19 protein-coding genes are annotated in these 22,607 nt (G+C 37.3%); 5 read left to right on the top strand and 14 right to left on the bottom strand.

From position 1 onward, the window contains the following. Nucleotides 1-140: 140 nt before the first annotated feature. Nucleotides 141-1,295 carry a ribonuclease D gene (gene rnd / locus ACFIMK_RS00515; RefSeq protein ID WP_375611539.1) on the bottom strand — a complete coding sequence of 385 codons (1,155 nt, stop codon included), beginning with the start codon at nt 1,293-1,295 and terminating at the stop codon, nt 141-143. A gap of 132 nt (nt 1,296-1,427) precedes the next feature. Between rnd and aspS the strand changes: the two genes are divergently transcribed. Both aspS and parC read left to right on the top strand, forming a co-directional pair. Further along, nucleotides 1,428-3,221 carry an aspartate--tRNA ligase gene (gene aspS, locus ACFIMK_RS00520; RefSeq protein WP_375611540.1) on the top strand — a complete coding sequence of 598 codons (1,794 nt, stop codon included), beginning with the start codon at nt 1,428-1,430 and terminating at the stop codon, nt 3,219-3,221. 777 nt (nt 3,222-3,998) lie between these two features. Further along, entirely contained in the window at nt 3,999-6,248 is a 2,250-nt protein-coding gene (gene parC / locus ACFIMK_RS00525) for a DNA topoisomerase IV subunit A (protein ID WP_375627792.1), read from the top strand. Nucleotides 6,249-6,714: 466 nt separating this feature from the next. Here parC and ACFIMK_RS00530 read toward each other — a convergent pair whose 3' ends face one another. From ACFIMK_RS00530 to rpe, 10 genes are all read right to left on the bottom strand, one after another. Further along, nucleotides 6,715-7,971, bottom strand: coding sequence for a multidrug effflux MFS transporter (locus ACFIMK_RS00530; RefSeq protein WP_375683060.1), 1,257 nt, complete (start codon nt 7,969-7,971; stop codon nt 6,715-6,717). Nucleotides 7,972-8,042: 71 nt separating this feature from the next. Next, nucleotides 8,043-8,375 (bottom strand): Grx4 family monothiol glutaredoxin, encoded by a 333-nt coding sequence (gene grxD / locus ACFIMK_RS00535; protein ID WP_375606638.1) that lies wholly within the window; start codon nt 8,373-8,375, stop codon nt 8,043-8,045. 98 nt (nt 8,376-8,473) lie between these two features. Further along, nucleotides 8,474-8,707 (bottom strand): BolA/IbaG family iron-sulfur metabolism protein, encoded by a 234-nt coding sequence (locus ACFIMK_RS00540; RefSeq protein ID WP_375611543.1) that lies wholly within the window; start codon nt 8,705-8,707, stop codon nt 8,474-8,476. A 58-nt stretch (nt 8,708-8,765) separates the two neighbouring features. Beyond that, nucleotides 8,766-10,976 carry a phosphoribosylformylglycinamidine synthase subunit PurL gene (gene purL, locus ACFIMK_RS00545; RefSeq protein ID WP_375693499.1) on the bottom strand — a complete coding sequence of 737 codons (2,211 nt, stop codon included), beginning with the start codon at nt 10,974-10,976 and terminating at the stop codon, nt 8,766-8,768. A gap of 293 nt (nt 10,977-11,269) precedes the next feature. Beyond that, complete coding sequence (purQ, locus tag ACFIMK_RS00550) at nt 11,270-11,941, bottom strand: phosphoribosylformylglycinamidine synthase subunit PurQ (RefSeq protein ID WP_375613086.1); 672 nt, start codon at nt 11,939-11,941, stop codon at nt 11,270-11,272. Between the two features lie 11 nt (nt 11,942-11,952). Further along, nucleotides 11,953-12,192 carry a phosphoribosylformylglycinamidine synthase subunit PurS gene (gene purS, locus ACFIMK_RS00555; protein WP_375613085.1) on the bottom strand — a complete coding sequence of 80 codons (240 nt, stop codon included), beginning with the start codon at nt 12,190-12,192 and terminating at the stop codon, nt 11,953-11,955. Between the two features lie 78 nt (nt 12,193-12,270). Then, nucleotides 12,271-13,035 carry a phosphoribosylaminoimidazolesuccinocarboxamide synthase gene (gene purC, locus ACFIMK_RS00560; protein WP_375613149.1) on the bottom strand — a complete coding sequence of 255 codons (765 nt, stop codon included), beginning with the start codon at nt 13,033-13,035 and terminating at the stop codon, nt 12,271-12,273. Nucleotides 13,036-13,208: 173 nt separating this feature from the next. Beyond that, the gene (locus ACFIMK_RS00565) at nt 13,209-13,757 is read right to left on the bottom strand and encodes an RBBP9/YdeN family alpha/beta hydrolase (RefSeq protein ID WP_375611547.1); all 549 of its coding nucleotides are present in this window, start codon (nt 13,755-13,757) and stop codon (nt 13,209-13,211) included. Nucleotides 13,758-13,825: 68 nt separating this feature from the next. Beyond that, the gene (gene purB / locus ACFIMK_RS00570) at nt 13,826-15,133 is read right to left on the bottom strand and encodes an adenylosuccinate lyase (protein WP_375613148.1); all 1,308 of its coding nucleotides are present in this window, start codon (nt 15,131-15,133) and stop codon (nt 13,826-13,828) included. Further along, nucleotides 15,133-15,819, bottom strand: a complete 687-nt coding sequence (gene rpe, locus ACFIMK_RS00575; RefSeq protein WP_375613084.1) for a ribulose-phosphate 3-epimerase — start codon at nt 15,817-15,819, stop codon at nt 15,133-15,135. The genes purB and rpe overlap by 1 nt, the downstream gene beginning before the upstream one ends. 146 nt (nt 15,820-15,965) lie before the next feature. On the opposite strand from rpe, the gene ACFIMK_RS00580 reads away from it, so the two are divergent. Both ACFIMK_RS00580 and dksA read left to right on the top strand, forming a co-directional pair. Further along, nucleotides 15,966-16,505: a flavin reductase gene (locus tag ACFIMK_RS00580; protein ID WP_375611549.1), complete on the top strand. Its 540-nt coding sequence runs from the start codon at nt 15,966-15,968 to the stop codon at nt 16,503-16,505. Between the two features lie 315 nt (nt 16,506-16,820). Beyond that, complete coding sequence (dksA, locus tag ACFIMK_RS00585) at nt 16,821-17,237, top strand: RNA polymerase-binding protein DksA (RefSeq protein ID WP_015856486.1); 417 nt, start codon at nt 16,821-16,823, stop codon at nt 17,235-17,237. Nucleotides 17,238-17,289: 52 nt separating this feature from the next. On the opposite strand, the gene ACFIMK_RS00590 is transcribed toward dksA, so the two are convergent. Beyond that, complete coding sequence (locus ACFIMK_RS00590; RefSeq protein WP_375611550.1) at nt 17,290-17,766, bottom strand: hypothetical protein; 477 nt, start codon at nt 17,764-17,766, stop codon at nt 17,290-17,292. Nucleotides 17,767-17,984: 218 nt separating this feature from the next. Here ACFIMK_RS00590 and ACFIMK_RS00595 point away from each other — a divergent pair, with 218 nt between their 5' ends. Continuing rightward, nucleotides 17,985-20,519: a response regulator gene (locus ACFIMK_RS00595; protein WP_375683059.1), complete on the top strand. Its 2,535-nt coding sequence runs from the start codon at nt 17,985-17,987 to the stop codon at nt 20,517-20,519. 281 nt (nt 20,520-20,800) lie between these two features. Here ACFIMK_RS00595 and purN read toward each other — a convergent pair whose 3' ends face one another. Then, nucleotides 20,801-21,412, bottom strand: coding sequence for a phosphoribosylglycinamide formyltransferase (purN, locus tag ACFIMK_RS00600; RefSeq protein ID WP_375613082.1), 612 nt, complete (start codon nt 21,410-21,412; stop codon nt 20,801-20,803). Beyond that, nucleotides 21,409-22,518, bottom strand: coding sequence for a phosphoribosylformylglycinamidine cyclo-ligase (gene purM, locus ACFIMK_RS00605; protein WP_375638207.1), 1,110 nt, complete (start codon nt 22,516-22,518; stop codon nt 21,409-21,411). Before purM ends, purN begins: the two co-directional genes overlap by 4 nt. Nucleotides 22,519-22,607: the final 89 nt, after the last annotated feature.

Genomic DNA, 22,607 nt, shown 5'->3' on the forward strand with positions numbered 1-22,607 from the left:
TTTTAATAAGAGTTTACTATTTAATTTTTTAACTTTGTCAGAAGTAGGCTTTATTTATCCTGTTTGCGTTGGCCTATAGGGCATACCAATTGATGTAGATAATGAGTAGCGTAATGGATTTTTCAAAATGAAAATGTAAATTAAAGCTGTTTTGTGCTTATTTTTCCATCGTTAAAGTAAAACCCTATCTGGCCCTTTAGCAGTTGTTCGGCTTTTTTACCAAATATTTCATAGCGCCAGCCATTCATAGCGGGAATATTTTTCTTTATTCCTCCATTGGCAATTTTTTCTAAATCATTAGATGTTGCAATAATTTTAGGGGCAATGCTGTTTTCATTTGCAACAATTTTTAATAACACTTTGAGCAGATCGATAACAGCGGCTGTCGTATCATTGAGTGGATTATGTTTAGGAATGGGGGGTAAAGTAGAAAGATCCACCTCTAATCCTTCGTGGACAGCTTTGATTAATGATTGAGCAATTGAGAGTTTATCCCAGTTCTTATTAAGACTGCGCAACCGTTTTAATGCAGATTCATCTTTTGGTTGTTGGGTTGCTATTTCTATAAGACATTCATCTTTTATGATATGACGACGTGGCATATTGTATTTTCGTGCTTCACGTTCCCGCCAAGCTGCTATCTTTTGTAATACAGCAAGTTCACGTGGCTTTTTAATTTTTCCTTTCACTTTTTTCCATGCTTCATCTTCTGGCATATCATAGGTTTTAGGATTTAAAAGGATTGTTATTTCATCATCCATCCAGTGAGCTCGTTGATTTTTCTCTAACCTTTTTTTCAATAACAAGTAAACATCTCTTAAGTAAGTTACATCGGAAAGTGCATAGAGCAGTTGTTTTTCAGACAAAGGGCGGTAACTCCAGTCTGTAAAGCGGGAGGATTTATCAAGATGATGCCCTGTACAGCGTTGTACAATTTGATCATAGGAGATAGAATCACCAAATCCACAAATGGATCCTGCTATTTGCGTATCAAAGAGAGGGGAAGGAATAACACCTCCAAGGTGATAAATTGTTTCAATATCTTGGCGCGCAGCATGAAAAACTTTTACAACTTTTTTATCGACCATAAGATCAAAAAATGGTTGTAAATCAATATCTGGTGCTATGGGATCAATCAAAACTGTAACATCTGGTGAGGCGAGCTGTATTAAACACAGTTGAGGCCAAAAAGTTGTTTCGCGGATAAACTCAGTATCGACTGTTACAAAATCAGAGGTACGTAGAGCGTTAAGTGCAATTTCAAGATCTGTTGTTTGTGTAATAAGATTCATCATTTTATTATAATTCGATAAATTAAATTTGTCCTTTGTTGACTTTATTTTTGAGTTTTTATTCTCATATCTTGACAAATGGTTATTAAAAAGCGTTTGTAGCGCATGTGAATATTATAATCAAAGGCAAAAAACATGCATCGTTATCGCAGTCATCATTGTGCGGCTCTCCGTAGATGTGATGTAGGAACACAAGTTCGTCTTTCGGGGTGGGTTCATCGTGTTCGTGATCATGGAGGGATTCTTTTTGTGGATTTACGTGATCATTTTGGAATCACACAAATTGTTGCTGACCCTGCTTCACCAGCTTTTAAAGTTATTGAAAAAGTGCGTTCTGAATGGGTTATTCGTGTGGATGGGGAGGTATGTGCTCGTTCTGATGAGGTTATTAATGCAACGCTTCCAACAGGTGAGATTGAAATTTTTGCACAAGAGGTAGAAATTCTTTCAAAATCTGATGAGCTTCCTTTACCGGTTTTTGGTGAGCCTGATTATCCAGAAGATATTCGATTAAAATATCGTTTTCTTGATTTGCGTCGGGAGACTATGCACAAAAATATCATGCGTCGGACTGAAATTATTGCGGCTATGAGACGAGCTATGCAAAATAATGGTTTTACGGAATTTACGACGCCACTTTTGACAGCTTCATCGCCGGAAGGCGCACGTGATTTTTTGGTTCCAAGTCGTGTTCATCAGGGAAAATTTTATGCGTTACCGCAAGCGCCACAGCAATATAAACAGTTGTTGATGATGTCAGGTTTTGATCGTTATTTTCAGATTGCTCCATGTTTTAGAGATGAAGATCCAAGGGCCGACCGTCTTCCTGGTGAATTTTATCAATTAGATGTTGAAATGAGTTTTGTTGAGCAAGAAGATGTTTTAGCAACTATGGAACCTATTATGCGTTCTATTTTTGAAGAATTTGCAGATGGAAAGACTGTGACACAAAGCTTTCCTCGCATTTCTTATGATGAAGCAATGCGAAAATATGGTTCTGATAAGCCTGATCTGCGTAATCCGATCATTATGGAAGATGTTTCTCAGCATTTTTATAATTCTGGTTTCAAAGTCTTTGCTCAAATTTTAGCGAATGATGAGAATGCACAAGTGTGGGCTATTCCAGCTAAAACGGGTGGAAGTCGTGCTTTTTGTGATCGTATGAATGTATGGGCACAAGGCGAGGGGCAACCAGGGCTCGGCTATATTTTCTGGCGTGAAGAAGAAGGAAAATTTGAAGGAGCAGGGCCTATCGCCAAAAATATTGGTGAACAGAGGACTGAAGCAATCCGTATACAGCTTGGTCTTGAAAGTGGGGATGCCTGTTTTTTTGTAGCTGGCGATCCAAAAAAGTTTTCATCTTTTGCCGGAGCAGCACGCACAAGGGTAGGGGAAGAATTAGATCTTCTTGATAGAGATAGTTTCTCTATGGCGTGGATTGTTGATTTTCCATTTTTTGAATGGAATGAAGATGAAAAAAAGATTGATTTTGGACATAATCCTTTTTCCATGCCTCAAGGGGGAGAAAATGCCCTTGCCTGCCAAGATCCTCTTACTATTAAAGCTTTTCAATATGATCTTGTTTGCAATGGTTATGAAATTGCATCAGGTGGAATTCGTAATCACTTACCAGAAATGATGCTTAAAGTTTTTGAACTTGTAGGACTTTCTAAGGAAGTTGTGAAAGATCGTTTCGGTGGTCTTTATCGTGCATTCCATTATGGGGCTCCGCCACATGGTGGCATGGCTGCGGGAATTGACCGCATTATTATGCTGTTACAAGGTGTTAAAAATTTGCGTGAAGTTGCTTTATTCCCTATGAACCAACAGGCGCTTGATCTTTTAATGAGCGCTCCGTCTGATGTTTCTCCTACACAATTACGTGATTTAGGAATCCGCATGGCTCCTACTCACAAAAATAGCTCATAAAGTTGATAATGGATTGGTTTCATCTTTTTCTACGTAGAGTGAAGTTTTGATGCCTTTCAAGAGTCAACGGTGTGTGCGTGTACTGTTTGTGAAATTTAGATAGGCAAAACGCTATTGTGTTGATTCTTTATGAGGCATTTTTATTCCTTGTTTCTATAGTGGCTTTTCCCCTTGTGATAGGTGAGGAAATAATTATAATTGCTTGATCATGAATAAATTAGAAATAAAAGAATTCTATAATATTCGGGAGCCTCATTTTAGTTGAAAAAAATTAATTATCTTTATATGTCAATATATTATTTATTTTTTATTGAAGTTTTTACAACGTTGTAGCAGAGAATTGTGTCTCTTCGTTTTTATGAGAATAATGTGGTTTTCCATTCTATGGACTTACTCTGAAAAGTTTAAATTTCATAAGCTTTGAACATTTTTTGGTTTTTCGTAGAAAAACTGAATGGGGTTGTTATACAATTTATCTTTATAATAAAAGATGATGTTTGAAAGGTGCTTTTGTCATTTCAGAAAAGATGAAATAACTCTTTGTGGGCAGTTAAATTATCGTCGAATTTGACAAAGCTTTCAATAAATTACTTAAGACAAGGGGGGAAGGACATGTATAAATTTTTCAAATTGATATAATTTTCTGTTCATGTTCTAATTGCAGCGTTTGTTTTTATGTAATTGACTTTTAATAAAAAAGTCGACTCATAGAAGATTTCATTAAATAAATCCTATAAAATAATTTCTTATTATTGTGGGAATTGTTGTTTTAATACTATGTCTGATAAAATGAATTTACCTTTTGATAAAGAACATATTGAACCAATAGAATTACGTTCTGCTTTACAGGAACGTTATTTGGCTTATGCACTTTCTACGATTACACACCGTGCATTGCCTGATGTACGTGATGGATTGAAGCCGGTCCACCGGCGGATTGTTCATGCGATGCGTCTTCTCAAACTAAATCCTGGACAGTCTTATGCGAAATGTGCGCGGATTGTTGGTGATGTCATGGGAAAATTTCATCCTCATGGGGATGCGTCTATTTATGATGCCTTGGTGCGCTTGGCTCAAAGTTTTGCTGTTCGTTATCCGTTGGTTGATGGGCAAGGCAATTTTGGTAATATTGATGGTGATAATGCTGCTGCCATGCGTTATACGGAAGCACGTATGACTGAAGTGGCTGCATTGTTACTTGAAGGAATTAATGAGAATGCTATTGATTTTCGTTTAACCTATAATGAGGAAGATGAAGAGCCTGTTGTTTTACCAGGAGCTTTCCCTAATCTTTTAGCAAATGGTTCTTCTGGTATTGCTGTTGGTATGGCAACATCTATTCCCCCCCATAATGTTGCTGAGCTTTGTGATGCAGCACTCCATTTGATTGCGCATCCCGATGTAAATGATGAGGAATTAAATCAATTTGTTCTTGGTCCTGATTTTCCGACGGGGGGAATTTTAGTTGAACCTAAAAAAAGTATTGAGGAATCCTATCGTGTTGGGCGTGGATTCTTTCGCTTGCGTTCACGTTGGCATCAGGAATCTGGTAGCCGTGGTTCTTATGTGATTGTTGTAACTGAAATTCCCTATCAGATTCAAAAGTCACGTCTTATTGAAAAAACAGCAGAGTTATTGCTTGCACGCCGATTGCCAATGCTTGAGGATATCCAAGATGAATCAGCAGAAGATATCAGAATCGTGCTGGTTCCTAAAAATCGGTCGGTTGATCCGGAGCTCCTTATGGAGTCTCTTTTTAAATTGACTGACTTTGAAGTAAGATTTCCCCTTAATCTGAATGTTTTGTCTTTGGGAAAAATACCCAATGTCCTTTCTTTGCGAGAAAGTTTGCAGCAATGGCTTGAACATCGTCAAGAAGTGCTTATTCGTCGCTCTCATTATCGGCTTGATCAAATTGATAGCCGATTGGAAATTCTTCATGGATATCTTATTGCCTATTTAAATCTCGATGAGGTCATTCAGATTATTCGTGAAGAGGATGAACCGAAAAAGAAGCTGATTAATCGGTTTGAATTAACAGAAAATCAAGCTGAAGCTATTCTTAATATGCGCTTGCGTTCTTTGCGTAAGCTTGAGGAATTTGAAATTCGTAAAGAATTTGAAAGTTTGAAAGCTGAAAAAGAAAAGCTACAGAATTTGTTAGCTTCTCCTATAAAACAGTGGAAAATAATTTCAGAAGAAATCAAAAAAGTTCGAAACACTTTTGGGCCTGAAACACTCTTGGGGAAAAGACGTACTACGTTTGAAGAGGCACCAAGACATGATCTTGATGATATTCAACAAGCAATGATCGAAAAAGAACCGATTACTATTGTTATTTCTGAAAAGGGGTGGATGCGTGCTTTGAAGGGACACTTGAACGATTATAAAGCACTTTCTTTTAAAGAAGGAGACAGTTTAAAGTTAGCCTTTCCAGCATTTACGACCGACAAGATTGTGCTGATCAGTACGGGGGGGAAGTTTTTTGCTATTGGTGCAAATAATTTACCTGGAGGGCGGGGACATGGTGAACCTATTCGTCTCTTAGTTGATATGGATGATGAGCACGATGTTCTCACAGCTTTTGTGCATCACGCCGAGGAAAAATTTCTCTTGGTTTCATCTCACGGTAATGGTTTTATTGTTTCTTCTGCAGAAGTGATCGCCAATACACGAAAAGGAAAGCAAGTGATGAATGTGAAAGCTCCTGATAAGGTAAAGCTTTGTGTTCCGGTAAATGGTGATCATGTTGCTGTAGTCGGTGAAAACCGTAAAATGCTTATTTTTTCTATTGAACAAATACCAGAAATGAATCGCGGTAAAGGTGTTCGTTTACAGCGTTATAAAGAAGGTGGTGTTGTTGATGCCAAGACTTTTAATTTATCAGAAGGCTTAAGTTGGCAAGATACAGCTGAACGAATCTTTAACCGTCAAGCTGATGATCTCATTGAATGGATGGGAATGCGTGCGGGCGTCGGGCGTTTGGTTCCAAGAGGATTTCCAAAATCAGGAAAATTTATCAATTAAATGTATTTTATAAATGGGAAAATTCCCTATGGTTTTATGATTATGTAAGATATTAATTTATAAAGATAATTTATTATTTTTTATATTGAACGAAAGACCTAAAGCGTAAGTTTTTCTCTTATTTCGATCTTGTTCAGGTTAAATCAATCAAAACTGTTTGTTTGCCTATCATGAGATGAGAGACCAGCCCGTCTTCATAAAAACTATTGAAGAAAAGAATAAAAATATTTTTTAATAAACCGTTTCACAGACAAGAGTTGTTGCAACAATAGTATGTTTGTTTTTTTACATTATACCATTTATGGGTGCTGTCGTGAAATGATTTGATATTTCGAGAGCTGTACCTTTAAACAAACAATGTGAATGTTTAACACAAGAATGTTCTATTTGGAGATGTTTTATTTTGTCTGATAGGTTTATTTTCTTATTGTTCAAGAGAGATGTTATTAATCTTTCGTAGTAATATTTATTCGTTAGGATTACTATGATATTGTCTAAAAAGATGACCACGTTCAGCCCATAAGACGAGAAGTATGGCAGTGAGACTCAGAAAGAAAAATCCTGCTGAGTTTGGGATGGTTGTTTCATCAAATTGTTGGGCAATAAAAAAGCTAAGTCCTGCACCGATAGATGTTTGAAGAAAGCCGGATACAGAAGAAGCTGTTCCAGCTATTTCTCCTACAGGTTCAAGAGCGAGTGTATTGAAATTGGCCATAATACCACCGCAGGTAAACATTAATATACAATATAACGTCATATAAAAAGGAAAAGGGATAACACCACCTGCTAAGATGGACCCAATAAACCAAATGCATGAAGTGGCACAAAAGAGCAAAAGCATAGTATGAGCAATACGCCGCATTCCAAGGCGTCCAACGAGTTGAGAGTTAAAGAATGATGATAGAGCTTGAAATGCAGCACCAACTGCAAAAGCAATAGGGAACCAAAGTCCTAGATTATAGATCCCTTCATATGTTTGTTGTGATGTATTAACGGCGGTAAAGATACAGCCTAAAATAATGGAAGTTGCAAGTGTATAGCAAAGTGTTGTACGATTGGTTGTTACAATCCATAAGTTGTGTTTAACTGAAGAAAAGGAAAGAGAGCGTTGCGCATAAAGAGTTTCAGGCAAGCGCAGTTGAATCCAAATCATCAGTCCTAAACCAATCATTGCCATGAAAATAAAAATATATTGCCAATGTCCAAGCAGTAAAATGATCTGTCCTGTTGCGGGACCAACCATTGGTGCAACAAGAAAAACCATCATAACAATAGACATAACTTCTGCCATTTTTCGACCACTGTAAAGATCACGTACGACGGAAACTGTAAGAACTCGCATAGCAGCCCCTCCAATTCCTTGCAAGATACGTAAAATAAGTAAGAGAGAAAAATCAGTTACAAAGGCACAGCCAATCGCCGTAAATGAATAAAAAGCAAGCCCGAGAAGAATAAGTTTACGTCGTCCATACCTATCGCTTATTGGACCGAAAAATATTTGAGCAATACCATAGCTAATAAGATAACTCGAAATGATATAATGTTGATCATTTTCATTGAGAACATTTAAGCCGTCTAAAATATCGGGCATAGCTGGCAGCATAATATCAACAGCTATAGCGTTAATAGCCATGAGCGAAGCAATAAGAATAACAAATTCTTTATAGCCAATTTTGTTTCTAATCGCATCTCTATGCGTTTGTTCATCGACTGAATATGACATATGGCATCCTTGAAATAAAAATTTCGTCTGAAAACAGCTCTTTTTAAGAGTCTGAATAAAATGAAAGATACCTATGATTGATTACATGGAATATTTTTTTCTTTCAAAAGTTCCTGTAACTCATTGTTTTGAAACATCTCTTTAACAATATCACAGCCTCCGATAAATTCACCTTTGATATAAAGCTGTGGAATTGTTGGCCAATTTGAGTAATCTTTAATCCCTTGACGCAATTCGTTAGAAGTTAAGATATTAATCCCTTTATAATTCAATCCTAAATAATCAAGAATTTGAACAACTTGTCCTGAAAACCCGCATTGCGGAGCGTCAGGTGTTCCTTTCATGAATAAAATGACGTCGTTTGTTTTAATTTCGTTGTCAATAAAATCATGAACAGTGGTCATTTTTATCCCTCGATATTTCAGATTTTTATCAGTGTGTAATTTATATTCATACTGCTTTTAATCGTATTAAATGTGTGAATGCAAGAAGAAATTTTAGATTATTTTGGGACATTTGTTTGCAACATTAAGGCGTGAAGGTCATTTCCCATATTGCCTTTAAGGGCATCATAGACCATTTTATGTTGTTGAACACGGGTTTTACCACGAAAACTTTCAGAAATAACTTCTGCAGCATAATGTTCCCCATCTCCAGCAAGATCACGAATTCTTACAGTAGCATCAGGAATGCCTTCACGAATAAGCGTTTCAATTGCATGGGCACTCATTGCCATCATTATTCTCCTATGTTGTTCATTTTTTATAAAGGCTGTTTAAGAGAAAAAACAATTTTTACTCTTCACCCATAAATTGTGGAAACCAGTTTTCATAGGCTTTTGTGAGTTTGTCTACTGAAAGTGTTAATATCCCATCTATATCAAGTGCATCACCTACAACTTGACCTAGCTCTGTTAAAGAAACTGCACTTATTTGTGCGAGCTCTTTAAGACTATTAAGAGAGTGAGGTTTGACGGCTAAAAGATAACGTCCTTGGTCTTCTCCAAAAAGTTCTGCATGATGGGGTGATTTATTGCTTAATTTTACTTTGATTCCTTTACCTGCTTTAATGACCATTTCAGCAAGTGCTATCGCTAATCCTCCGTCAGAAAGGTCATGGGCGGCGTGAATAAAACCACGATGTATGACATCTCGAACAAATTGACCATGCTTTTTTTCAAGTTGTAAATCTACAGGGGGGGGGGGGCCTGCATCAATATTTAAAATGTTACGTGCATAGATTGATTGTCCTAAATGGGAGCCGCAATTTCCTACTAAAACAAGAATATCTCCATTTTGCATACCACTTATTGTTACCATTTTAGACCAATCATTAAGAAGGCCTACCCCAGCAATTGTGGGGGTTGGAAGAATGGCTTCCCCATTTGTTTCGTTGTAAAGAGAAACATTGCCTGAAACGATAGGAAAATCAAGGATTCTACAAGCTTCTCCTATACCTTTAATAGCAAAAACCAGCTGTCCCATAATTTCAGGTTTTTCAGGGTTACCAAAATTGAGATTATCTGTAGCAGCCAGTGGTGTTGCACCTGTCGTACTAATGTTTCGCCAGCATTCTACGACAGCTTGTTTCCCCCCTTCATAAGGGTCTGCTTCACAATAGCGAGGTGTTACATCAGAAGAAAAAGCAAGAGCACGTTTGCTGTTGTTTCCTACACGGATAACGCCTGCATCACCTCCTGGACAAACAAGGCTATTTCCTTGGATAAGGGTATCATATTGTTCATAAACCCATCGCCGAGAACTTTGATCAGCAGAATTCAATAAGCTCAGAAGCGCATCACCAAGATTTTCAACTTTTTTGACGTCTTCTGCTTTCAAGGGTGTTTTTTTTGCCGGCTCACTCCAAGGACGATCATAAACAGGCGCTTCATCACCAAGCTCTTTGATGGGAAGATTGACAACTTCTTCCCCTTGATGAAATACACGAAAACGTAAATCATCGGTTGTTTTTCCAATGATAGAAAAATGTAGTCCCCACTTATGAAAAATTGCTTCTGCTTGCTTTTCTAGTTCTGGTTTAAGGACCATGAGCATACGCTCTTGACTTTCAGAAAGCATCATTTCATAGGCTGTCATGTTTTCTTCTCGAACAGGAACTGTATCAAGATTAAGCTGTATCCCCAGATTTCCTTTTGCTCCCATTTCAACGGCAGAAGAGGTGAGTCCTGCTGCCCCCATATCTTGAATAGCAACCACGGCTCCAAGTTCCATGAGCTCTAAACATGCTTCAAGGAGACATTTTTCTGTAAAAGGATCACCGACTTGAACAGTTGGGCGTTTTTCACTGATTGAATCATCAAATTCAGCAGAGGCCATTGTTGCTCCACCGACACCATCACGTCCTGTTTTTGCACCAAGATAAACAACAGGGAGTCCAATACCTTGCGCTTTAGAATAAAAAAGGGCGTTTGTCTTTGCAATACCGGCGACAAAAGCGTTAACAAGGATATTGCCATTATAACGCTCATCAAAATTTACTTCTCCACCAACCGTTGGAACGCCAAAAGAATTGCTGTAACCACCTATTCCAGAAACAACACCAGAAACAAGATGGCGTGTTCGTGGATGATCAGGAGCACCAAATCGCAATGCATTCATAGCAGCAACAGGACGGGCTCCCATTGTAAATACATCACGTAAAATACCACCAACACCTGTCGCTGCACCTTGATAAGGTTCAATATAAGAAGGGTGGTTATGGCTTTCCATTTTGAAAACAACACATTGTCCTTCGCCAATATCGACAACACCAGCATTTTCACCAGGTCCTTGGATGACACATTTTCCTTCTGTTGGAAGAGTTTTTAGCCATTTTTTAGATGATTTATAGGAACAATGTTCGTTCCACATTGCAGAAAAAATTCCTAGTTCAGTAAATGTTGGTTCTCTACCAATTAACGTTAGGATACGTTGATATTCATCTTCTTTTAGCCCGTGTTGTGCAATGAGTTCTGATGTAATAGTGATGTTATTGCAAGGCTTCATGAGTATTTATCCGTCAAATTAATCGAAATTTAGTATTTTTATTTTTTTAACCTAGCAGCTTATATTATAAACAATAATGTTGTTTAATAATAAAAATATTTATAGACAGTAAGCTGAAGATTTTGTCCGTTTGTTTGGTGGGATTTAAGACTAAAAATGGTCTTAAATAATTATGTGTTTAGAAAATAATATCCATTGTTGTTTGTGAAGAGCTTTGTTGATAGATTTACGATGCGAGAAATGGTATAAATCCTTGTTTTTTTAAATTATGGAGCGCGAGTATTTTTGCAGCATTATCCATTTACTAACTCTAAAGCACTTTGAAAAAGTAAACGACCGTCAGTACCTCCGTGGGCGGGTTCAATAAAGTTTTCAGGATGGGGCATCATACCAAGAATATTACCAGCTTTATTAACAATACCAGCAATATCTTTCATTGAGCCGTTCGGGTTTGTATTTTCTGCATAGCGAAAAACAATTTGTTCATTGTCTTCCATTTGTTTCAATGTTTCACTATCAACAAAATAATTTCCGTCATGATGGGCAACAGGACAACGAATAATTTGTCCTTTAGAATAATATCGAGAAAATTTTGTCTTGGCGTTGACGACTTCAAGCTTGATTTCACGACAAACAAATTTTAAAGAAGCGTTACGCATTAAAGTACCGGGTAATAATCCTGCTTCCAACAAAATTTGAAATCCATTACAGATACCTATAATTGTCGTACCTTCTTGTGCTTTTTCACGAATGGCTTTTAAGACGGGAGTTCGCGCTCCAATCGCACCACATCTTAAGTAGTCGCCATAGGAAAAACCACCAGGAATAATAATAACATCTACATCTGGAATTGTTGTTTCTGTTTGCCAAATTTTTAGTGGCTCAACTCCCGTTATATGATGTAATGCTGCAACCATATCTCGATCACGATTTAATCCAGGAAGTTGAATGATGGCAGTTTTCATGAGCATTTCACTTACAGAAGTTCGATTGTATAATTTTCAATGACAGTATTTGCGAGTAACTCTTCACACATTTGTTCAAGTTTTTTCTTTGCAGTTTCAGAAGGTAGTTCATCAAGAACAATATCAAAAACCTTTCCTTGACGAATAGATTGAATGCCTTCGAAAGCCAAACTTTTTAAAGCACCGACAATTGCTTCTCCTTGTGGATCAAGAACGCTTTCTCTTAAAGTAACCGTAATGCGTGCTTTCATTTTTTGCTTCCTGCTTGTTAAAAGAACCTCTCCTTTGAAGAGGGGTGTTTGTATAAGGTGATGTTTTTTACCTTGTTTTTACTTTACGAGAACGGGACCACTTGGTCGTGTTGGTTCGTTTTCATTCATAATACCAAGACGTTTGGCAACTTCTTGATAGGCATTAATAAGCCCTCCCATATCACGACGAAAACGGTCTTTATCCATTTTTTCTTGTGTGTGCATATCCCATAGTCGTGCAGAATCAGGAGAGATTTCATCAGCAAGAACAATGCGCATTGTTTCATCTTCCCACAGGCGACCAAATTCCATTTTAAAATCAATTAATTGGATGTTAACACCGGCAAAAAGCCCAGAAAGAAAATCATTAATACGAATTGAAAGTTGCATCATATCTTCTATCTCTTGTGGGACAGCCCACCCAAAAGCTGTGATATGTTCTTCCGTTACCATAGGATCATCGAGAGAATCATTTTTATAGTAGAATTCAATGATGGATTGCGGAAGCGGGGTTCCTTCTTCCAGTCCTAAACGTTTAGCAAGAGAGCCGGCAGCAACATTGCGAACAACAACTTCCAACGGAATGATTTCCACCGCTTTAATAAGCTGTTCGCGCATGTTTATACGTTTGATAAAATGTGTTGGGATGCCCAAACGTCCAAGATGGCTAAAAATATGTTCCGAAATTCGGTTGTTTAAAACCCCCTTTCCGTCGATAATTTCATGTTTTTTTGCATTAAAGGCAGTTGCATCATCTTTAAAAAATTGAATGTAAGTCCCTGGTTCAGGTCCTTCATATAAAATTTTAGCCTTGCCTTCATAAATACGGTGGCGACGATTCATCATGATTCTCTATTTATCTTGAGAGGTTTTTAATAACATTGATAAATGATACTATCCTAATTGATAGAATTTCTCAATGATATTGCTATGATACTTTTATAATTTTTATCATTACACGTTTACCCAAAGGTGAAGATACATAAGCGATGAGAAAGAAGATCACCTCTTTTGGATCAAATTTTTGCAAGAAAGTGAGAGAGGACCATAAGCCCTTCAGGCCAAGGTCCGTGTCCGGATTCTGCGTTAATATGGCCAGAATACCCAGCATCAACAAAGAGTGATCCCCAATCATTGGCAATTTTTTCTGCTACTGAAAATTGACAAAACTCATCGTTGCGACTGGCTATGACAATAGAAGGAAAAGGAAGCTTTTGGCGATGATAGGGGCCAAATGTCATTAAATGTTTGGGACGTATTTTTTCATTGGCGACATCTGGAGGTGCAACAAAGAAAGCGCCACAAATTTTTTCTGTATTTTGTACAGTTGCATGAATAACACTGGGAACTCCTAATGAATGAGCAATAAGCATAACAGGCCTTTGAGCTTTTGCGATGGCGGTTTTAACTTTGTTAACCCACTCTTCACAAACAGGCTTTGACCAATGGAGTTGTTCAATGCGGCTGGCTGTCGACAATTTTTTTTCCCAGCGTGTTTGCCAATGATCTGGACCAGATCCTTTGTAGCCAGGAACAATAAGAATATCGAGTTGATTTGCTTTCATGAATTGTTTTCTTTGTTACAACAGATTTTTGATCATAGGTTGAATGGATTTTGGTTTTCTATGTCGCTTTATTGTTCTTCAAAAACACGTTTAAAAATCGTATTGATATGTTTGGTGTGGTAAGAAAGATCAAATTTTTCGCGAAGTTCTTCTTCACTTAAAGCTTTGGTAACATCTTTGTCGTTGAGGAGTTCTTCTAAAAAATCTTTTCCTTGTTCCCAAACTTTCATCGCATTTCGTTGTACAATCCGATAAGAATCTTCACGACTAATCCCTGCTTGTGTGAGTGCTAAAAGAACCCGTTGTGAGTGAACAAGACCGCGGAATTTATTGAGATTTTTTTGCATATTTTCTGGATAGACAATGAGATTTTCAATGACAGATGTGAGGCGAGAAAGAGCAAAATCAAGTGTAATCGTCGCATCTGGAGCAATATAACGCTCAACAGATGAATGGGAAATATCACGTTCATGCCAAAGAGCTACATTTTCCATGGCTGGGAGTGCAAATGCACGTACCATACGGGCTAATCCAGTTAAATTTTCTGTTAAAACTGGATTACGTTTATGAGGCATTGCCGATGAACCTTTTTGCCCAGGTGAGAAATGTTCCTCTGCTTCAAGAACTTCTGTTCGTTGTAAGTGGCGTATTTCTATTGCTAGCCTTTCAATAGAGGAAGCAATAACACCAAGTGTTGCAAAAAACATAGCATGACGATCTCTTGGTATTACTTGGGTGGAAACCGGTTCAGTACGCATCTTCAAGGCTTTTGCTACATGTTCTTCAACGCGTGGATCGATATTAGCAAAAGTTCCTACAGCTCCTGAAATCGCGCAAGTAGAAATTTCTTCTCGTGCAGCAAGAAGACGTTTGCGACAACGGGAAAATTCAGCGTATGCAAGAGCAAACTTGATTCCAAATGTTGTCGGTTCAGCATGAATGCCATGACTCCGCCCAATGGTGATTGTCTCTTTATGCTCAAAAGCACGTCTTTTTAATGCTTCAAGAAGTTGATCTATATCCTCTAGCAAAATATCACTCGCACGCATCAATTGAATGTTCAGCGTTGTATCGAGAACATCAGATGATGTCATGCCTTGGTGGATAAAACGTGCCTCTGGTCCAATGAATTCAGCTAGGTGGGTTAGAAATGCGATAACATCATGTTTGGTAATTGCTTCAATTTCATCAATGCGATTGACATCAAATTTAGCTGCTGCCCCTTTTTCCCAAATGACTTTGGCGGCTTCTTTCGGAATAATCCCTAAGTGAGCAAGGGCATCACAGGCATGGGCTTCAATTTCAAACCAAATACGATATTTTGTTTCGGGAGACCAAATTGTTACCATTGCAGGGCGGGAATAACGTGCGATCATCATTTTTTTCCTTGTTGTGAGAGGATTGCGGCTTGGCGCAATGCACTAATACGTGTTTTGTAAAGCTCTTTATTTCCATCTTTATAAATTGCAGAGCCTGCGACAAATACATTTGCACCAGCTTTTGCAGCTATCCCAATTGTATCAACGGTGATACCACCATCAACTTCAAGATCAATAGGGCGGTTTGCAATCATGTTTTTAACGCGCTTAATTTTATTTTTTATTTCTGGAATAAAACTTTGTCCACCAAAACCGGGATTGACCGTCATGATGAGAATGAGATCTAATTGATCAAGCAAATATTCAAGTACATGTTCAGGGGTGCTTGGATTGAGTGCGATTCCTGCTTTTTTCCCCATTTTTTTGATTGTTTGTAATGAACGATGAAGATGTGGACCTGCTTCAGCATGAATAGTTATAATATCTGAACCTGCTTTTGCAAAAGCTTCTAAATAAGGGTCTACTGGTGCGATCATCAGGTGGACATCAAATATTGCTTTTGTTAATGGGCGTAGAGCTTTGACGATTTCAGGACCAAAGGTGATGTTAGGAACAAAGTGCCCATCCATAATATCAAGATGAAGCCAATCTGCACCAGCATCAACAACATCTAACATTTCTTGTCCAAGTTTAGAAAAATCAGAAGCCAAGAGAGAAGGCGAAATGAGATGAAAATGAGGCATTAAAATCTCCTTAGATTGGCAGTTTTTATCATATCGCTGTGTATACACAAATATTTTTTGTGTTATGACGGAAAAGAAAAAATATGTATTATAGGTCTTTTTATGGAAAGATTGCTTGAAATTTTAAAGCTTTATAAGTGAAAGATATGTCGAATCATAAAACATATTTGATGCCTGAACTTCAACATAAACATACTATTGCGGTTTCTTCTCAAGAATATCGAGATGCCATGAGTCTTTTTGCAGGAGCTGTGCATATTGTGACAACAAATGGTATTAAGGGAAGACGTGGGGTGACTGTTTCGGCGTGTTGTTCTTTATCTGATGATCCTCCAACCCTTCTTGTTTGTCTCATGCGCCATAATTTAAAGAATCAGGTGTTTATGGAGAATGGAAATTTTTGTGTTAATAGCTTGGCAGGAAAACATCGCTCATTAGCGGATGTTTTTTCGAGGCGTTGCAATTCTACACAAAATGAGCGTTTTGATGTTGCTCAATGGGGAGCTTTGCAAACGGGGGCGCCTAGTCTTTCAGACGCTCTAGCGTCGTTTGATTGTCGTTTGATTTGTTGGCACGAACACGCAACCCATTGTGTTTTGATTGGTGAGGTTGTTGCAATCAACTGTAATAAAGAAAAAGATGCTTTGATGTATTTGAAACGTGAATATCACACTTTGCCTTTATAAAGATTTTATTTTTTTGCATTGATGAAATGATTTATTGTTGCTTCATTTAGATTTTAAACAATGTAGAGAGTAGGGGAGGGATGGCTCTGATATCTGATATTAGATTTCCTTCTTTTTAAAGTTTTTCAATAAGCGAAAAAAATGATTCTGGATGAGATTTGATCAAGAATTCAATCTACATAAAAAAGCGATCAAACCTAAACAGTGCATTTAGATATATTCGTCGATTGTTATGAAAAAACATTTTACTCTTGTGTTGATGGGTATTGCACAATATATAGACCGCACATAGCATATGTGGAGGTTTTTTATTGCATGAGCGAAGAGATTGATGGTCAATATCGCCCTAGTGAAGATGAGCCTTTTATGAATGAGCGGCAAAAGGCGTATTTTCGTGCTAAATTGGTTTCTTGGAAGAATGATATATTAAAAGAAGCTCGTGAGACTTTGGAAAATTTGCAGGAAGAGAATGTTGGTCAGCCCGATTTGACTGATCGGGCTTCTTGTGAAACTGATCGTACAATCGAATTACGTGCTCGTGATCGTCAGAGGAAACTTATTTCAAAAATAGATGCTGCTTTAGAGCGCATTGATAATGGAACATACGGTTTTTGTGAAGAAACCGGCGAACCCATTAGTATCAAGCGTCTTGAGGCTCGGCCGATAGCCGTTTTGTCATTGGAAGCGCAAGAACGTCACGAACGACGTGAAAGAGTTTATCGCGATGATTAAGGTTATTGAGATGATAAACAAACGAAATTCGTGGTGATGAAATTGTATATTTTTATTTTTGAGGGGTAGGAATGAATAAAGATGGTTCTTGCCGCCCCTCAATTTCGGCGGTGATGGCTGAATCTTTTACCGCTTGATTCGTAAAAGGAGAGGGACTTTTATCCGATACATCGTTTCTTTCTGGAGGGGCGGAATTTAGATGTGTGTGTGTTTCTCTTTTTTGTATTTTTGATGTACCAGTAATATCGGATTCTACAACCACATCTGTTAATCCGCCAATAAGGAGCAAATGTTCTTTATTATCGCAACGGACTAAAACAAGGCGGCGTGCTCGATCTATAGAAATTACTTCACATAATGCTAATCGTGATAGACTTTTTTTTCTATTAATGCTGTATCTTCCTGTACTTAAGCGACGTAAAAACACGATAATTACGGTAATAGCTGCGATTGTTATTATAAAAAGCAAAAAGCTTATCGTTATGTTTGCAGCAGATACACCTATCTGCTCTGATAACCAGATATACATAGATTTTCTCCCATTTTGGATGGAAATATTATTTTTTATTGAGATAAATTTATAAACATACCCTCAAAAGGTTCACTTATAATGTAAGAAATAAACTTTTGAATATTAAGCGAGCTTATCTTAGATAATATCATAGTATATACTTTATAACAACATAACAACGAATATAAAGGAAGTTTTGTGACATAAGAAATAGCTATAAGCTAAGGCAAAGAGAGATGGATAAAGATTTTGAGAATAATGAAAGATCAGCGTCTTCGTTTCATCGGAGAGTTGTGATTTTTGGTGTTGTTTTTGTATTAGGTTTTCTTTTCATTGTGGGTATTTTAGGTTTTTTTTATCCACAAAACTATTTGCAACAGGCGATATCAATATCTTTTTTGATTCTAGCAATGATCGGTGTTGCAACACTCGTTTTGTGTGGAATGGGAATTTTAAGATATCATGTGTGGTCGCATGAAGATTTTGATTTTAGCATCTTTAATAGGAGCGATGATGCAATTGTAATCTCTGATCTTTCTGGTTTTGTTTATTATTCTAATCAAAACTATCGAAAAATTCTGACCTATAAGCCTGAAGTGTCTTGTTATAGGGTTATTGCGGATCTTCCAGGAGCTGGTGCACTCTCGTACCACTTAAAGGTTGCAGCCTGTAATAATCTTGCAGCGCAAGAGGAATTGAGAGTAGAACAACCAATTTTTACCGATTCTACACCAAAAAAATCTGTTTGGTATAATATTTCCGTTCAACCTATCACAAAACAGAAAAAAAAGCTTTTATTTTGGCGTATTACTGATATTTCGCACTTACAACAAACGCGAGAAGTTTTTTTCTCGAACCTTCAAGAGGCTATCAATCACTTGGATCAAGCTTCTATTGGTTTTGTATCCGTTAATAGACAAGGAACTATTCTTTATGCCAATGCGACTTTTGCCGAATGGTTTTCAATTGATTTAGCGAATTTCTCAATTGGTCAATATAATTTTGATTCGTTATTTGATAGCGTTGGCGCTAAGAGCTCATGGAGTGATATCTGTTTACAAACCAACAGATATCAAAGTTCAGGTTACTTTTTACCTTATAGGTTTTCGTTATGTTTAAATTCACACACGACTTGTGAGAAAATATTCCATTGTCTTATATCTGTTTCTTCTCTCTTAGAAGAGGAAGCCATTTATCGTGTTGTGATCATTCCACAACAAATACAAAAAGAAGAGGATGATCAATTAAAATTACCCAGCATATTAGGAGAATATTTTGATGCAAGTCCTTTTGCAATAGCCGTGGTGGATCATGCAGGGCAATTGGTTCATATGAATAATGCTTTTTCATCACTCACGGGATGCATGGATAAAACGATCAATTTTTATGATGTTATTTCTCGTCGTGATTGTGTGCAGTTAGAGCGTGCCTTTCAGAAAATTGCGACAAATAAAAATTATTTTGTTTCTCTAGAAACTGTTTTAGAAAAAAATGAAGAACGCCATTTACGTCTCCATGTTATGTCTGTACCACCATATCATGGTGATGCATTGCAAGATTTGGTCATTCTCTCTGTCATTGAAACAACAGAACAAAAAACGCTTGAAGATAAAATGATGCAAAGTCAGAAGATGCAAGCTGTTGGACAATTGGCAGGCGGTATTGCTCATGATTTTAATAATGTTTTAACAGCAATTTTAATGTCATGTGATCTTCTTTTAAATACCCATCGTAGTTCTGATCCTGCTCATGCTGATCTTATCAATATTAAAAATAATGCTAATCGTGCAGCGGCTCTTGTACAACAATTATTAGCTTTTTCTAGAAAGCAAACACTTCGACCTGAAGAAGTTGATTTTACAGAGTTTTTATCAGACATTCGCAATCTTATTTTACCACTTTTGGGGAATAATATTCAGTTAAAAATTATCCATGGAAGAGATTTGTGGAGCGTTGAAGTTGATCAAGCATCTTTTCAGCGTGTTATTATGAATTTGGTTATTAATGCGCGTGATGCCATGTTAGATGGAGGTATTGTTACGATTGCGACAAATAATATTACAAAGCAACAAAGTGCTGAATTTAATCATCTTGGATTAGCAATTGGTGAGTATGTGCAATTGACTATCTCAGATACAGGGGCTGGTATATCTGCTGCTATACAAGAAAAAATGTTTGAGCCATTTTTTACAACAAAAGAAGTTGGAAAAGGAACAGGACTTGGTTTATCAATGGTTTATGGAATTATCAAGCAGAGCGGTGGGTATATTTATTGTGAAAGTAAAGAAGGTGAAGGAGCAACATTTCATATTTTTCTTCCCCGTTATATCCCCAATATAAAAGGAGAAATTTCTCAAAAGATTGAAAAAGATGAAGAGAAAGATAAAAATATAGACTTAACAGGATCTGCGACTGTTTTATTAGTTGAAGATGAAGATGCGGTCAGAATGGGGGGGGTAAGAGCTCTTCAAATGAGAGGATATACGGTTTTAGAGGCAGCAAGTGGGGTGGAAGCACTCTCTATTCTTGAGGAACAAAAAGGAGAAGTTGATATTATTGTTTCCGATGTGGTGATGCCAGAAATGGATGGGCCAACTTTATTGAAGGAAGTCCGTAAAAACTATCCTGATATCAAATTTCTTTTCGTTTCTGGATATGCAAAAGATGCCTTTGCTAAAAATCTTCCACAAGATGCTGTTTTTGGTTTTTTATCTAAGCCTTTTACACTCAAACAGTTAGCTGTAACAGTTAAAGAAACACTTTCGTCATAAACAAAAATTTATGCAATAGAAAATTGCGTATTTTAAGATTTTTTAGGCGAAATACGAGAGTATTTTGATAAATAGAGCTTATGATAATGTCATAGAATTGAATAAAGAAGAAAAATTTTAAAAATGAACTAAAATTCAAAAAATTACATATTTTGTGCAAAAATTTATGAAGAGATGGACTCTATTATGTCAATATTTCATAGAGATTTTCAATTGTAGATACTGAGCAAAAACTATGTGTAAAGCATTGAAATATGCTGATTAATAGATTGTTGATACACTCAAAAAGATAAAAGCTGTTGTTGCGTATCGACCATTTTGCTCTTCCCTTCAATAAATGCTTTTAAGGCTTCGGGATAGAGTTTATGCTCTGCTTTAAGAACTCTTTGTGCTAAGCACTCAGCAGTATCATGGGGATAGACTGGAACGGCTGCTTGGGCAAGGATTTTTCCTGCATCCATGTCTTCTGTAACAAGGTGAACAGTGCAACCCGTGATTTTTACACCTGCTTGTAAAGCTTTTTCATGTGTGTTTAAGCCTTTAAATGAAGGCAAAAGAGAAGGATGAATATTTAGAATTCGTCCTTCATAAAGTTTTACAAAACGTGGTGAGATAAGGCGCATATACCCTGCAAAGCAGAGAAAATCCGGTTTATATTGATTTAAAATTGTAAAAATATTTTCTTCATGCTCTTCTTTTGTTTTGTAAATTTTACGATCAACAATATGAATAGGTAAGTTATGGTTTTGCGCTTTTTCAATACCGTTGGCACGCGGATTATCGCAAATAACCGCGACGATTTCAGCAGGATATGCCGTTTGTTGGCTAGCTTGAGCAAGGGCGACCATATTGGATCCATTACCAGAAATGAAAACGACGATTTGTTTTTTCATAAATGCAGTACCCCTTTATAAAGTATTCCTTTATTTTGATCTTGGCATTTTGTTAAAATGCCAAGGGGAGTTACAGTCTCTCCTTTTCTTTCAAGAGCTTGTGTAATTGTTTCAGCTGCATGCTGTGCTACGATAATGATCATGCCAATACCACAATTAAATGTTCTTAACATTTCTGTTTCTTCTATTTTACCTTGTTTGGCAATCCATGAAAATACTGCTGGAACATTGATGCTAGAAAGATTAATTTCAGCGCAGAGAGAGGATGGAAGGACACGTGGAATATTTTCAGGAAAACCTCCACCCGTAATATGAGCAAGAGCTTTAATCCCTTCATATTTTCGCATGATGGGAAGAAGCGATTTTACATAAATGCGTGTTGGTGTAAGAAGTGCTATACCAAGGCTGCTTTCGGGGGAAAAAGGGGCAGGGTCATTCCATTTGAGATAATTTTGCTGGATGATTCGTCGAACAAGCGAAAAGCCATTGGAATGAATTCCAGAGGCGCTTAGACCTAATATAATATCACCTTCTGTCAAATCTTTTGAAGGGAGTAGCTTGCTACGTTCGCATGCTCCAACAGCAAAACCAGCTAGATCATAATCTCCCTCTGCATACATTCCTGGCATTTCTGCAGTTTCTCCTCCAATAAGGGCAGCACCGGCTTGTTTACATCCTTCTGCAATACCGGAAACAATCGCAGTTCCTTGTTCAGGGTCAAGCTTTCCAGTTGCAAAATAATCCAGAAAAAAGAGAGGTTCAGCCCCTTGTACGAGTAAATCATTGACACACATAGCTACAAGATCAATACCTACAGTGTTATGGTGACCTACTTCAATGGCAATTTTTAATTTTGTTCCCACACCATCATTGGCTGCTACTAGGATAGGATCCGTAAAGCCTGCTGCTTTTAAATCAAAAAGTCCACCAAAACCGCCAATTTCTGCATCTGTTCCGGCTCGTTTTGTTGCGCGTATAAAGGGTTTAATTTTTTCTACCATGGCATTACCCATATCGATGTTTACACCGGCTTTTGCGTAGGTAAGACCAGCTTTGGATTTATCCCCAGCCTTGGATTTATTATTTGTAAGATCTTGATTGCTCATTGGAGCCTTCCTTTAATGGAAAATCAGGTTTTGATATTATGCAATGCCATGATAGAGTTCTCTCTGCAAGAGATATTGATAAGAAAATA

The sequence above is a fragment of the Bartonella sp. AP280QHHD genome, assembly GCF_042196125.1.
In the GTDB taxonomy this organism is placed as follows: domain Bacteria; phylum Pseudomonadota; class Alphaproteobacteria; order Rhizobiales; family Rhizobiaceae; genus Bartonella.

Coding starts and splice junctions, on each gene's coding strand:
- rnd (WP_375611539.1), bottom strand. CDS start 1,295: ATGATGAATCTTATTACACAAACAACAGATCTTGAAATTGCACTTAAC.
- aspS (WP_375611540.1), top strand. CDS start 1,428: ATGCATCGTTATCGCAGTCATCATTGTGCGGCTCTCCGTAGATGTGAT.
- parC (WP_375627792.1), top strand. CDS start 3,999: ATGTCTGATAAAATGAATTTACCTTTTGATAAAGAACATATTGAACCA.
- ACFIMK_RS00530 (WP_375683060.1), bottom strand. CDS start 7,971: ATGTCATATTCAGTCGATGAACAAACGCATAGAGATGCGATTAGAAAC.
- grxD (WP_375606638.1), bottom strand. CDS start 8,375: ATGACCACTGTTCATGATTTTATTGACAACGAAATTAAAACAAACGAC.
- ACFIMK_RS00540 (WP_375611543.1), bottom strand. CDS start 8,707: ATGGCAATGAGTGCCCATGCAATTGAAACGCTTATTCGTGAAGGCATT.
- purL (WP_375693499.1), bottom strand. CDS start 10,976: ATGAAGCCTTGCAATAACATCACTATTACATCAGAACTCATTGCACAA.
- purQ (WP_375613086.1), bottom strand. CDS start 11,941: ATGAAAACTGCCATCATTCAACTTCCTGGATTAAATCGTGATCGAGAT.
- purS (WP_375613085.1), bottom strand. CDS start 12,192: ATGAAAGCACGCATTACGGTTACTTTAAGAGAAAGCGTTCTTGATCCA.
- purC (WP_375613149.1), bottom strand. CDS start 13,035: ATGAATCGTCGCCACCGTATTTATGAAGGCAAGGCTAAAATTTTATAT.
- ACFIMK_RS00565 (WP_375611547.1), bottom strand. CDS start 13,757: ATGAAAGCAAATCAACTCGATATTCTTATTGTTCCTGGCTACAAAGGA.
- purB (WP_375613148.1), bottom strand. CDS start 15,133: ATGATCGCACGTTATTCCCGCCCTGCAATGGTAACAATTTGGTCTCCC.
- rpe (WP_375613084.1), bottom strand. CDS start 15,819: ATGCCTCATTTTCATCTCATTTCGCCTTCTCTCTTGGCTTCTGATTTT.
- ACFIMK_RS00580 (WP_375611549.1), top strand. CDS start 15,966: ATGTCGAATCATAAAACATATTTGATGCCTGAACTTCAACATAAACAT.
- dksA (WP_015856486.1), top strand. CDS start 16,821: ATGAGCGAAGAGATTGATGGTCAATATCGCCCTAGTGAAGATGAGCCT.
- ACFIMK_RS00590 (WP_375611550.1), bottom strand. CDS start 17,766: ATGTATATCTGGTTATCAGAGCAGATAGGTGTATCTGCTGCAAACATA.
- ACFIMK_RS00595 (WP_375683059.1), top strand. CDS start 17,985: ATGGATAAAGATTTTGAGAATAATGAAAGATCAGCGTCTTCGTTTCAT.
- purN (WP_375613082.1), bottom strand. CDS start 21,412: ATGAAAAAACAAATCGTCGTTTTCATTTCTGGTAATGGATCCAATATG.
- purM (WP_375638207.1), bottom strand. CDS start 22,518: ATGAGCAATCAAGATCTTACAAATAATAAATCCAAGGCTGGGGATAAA.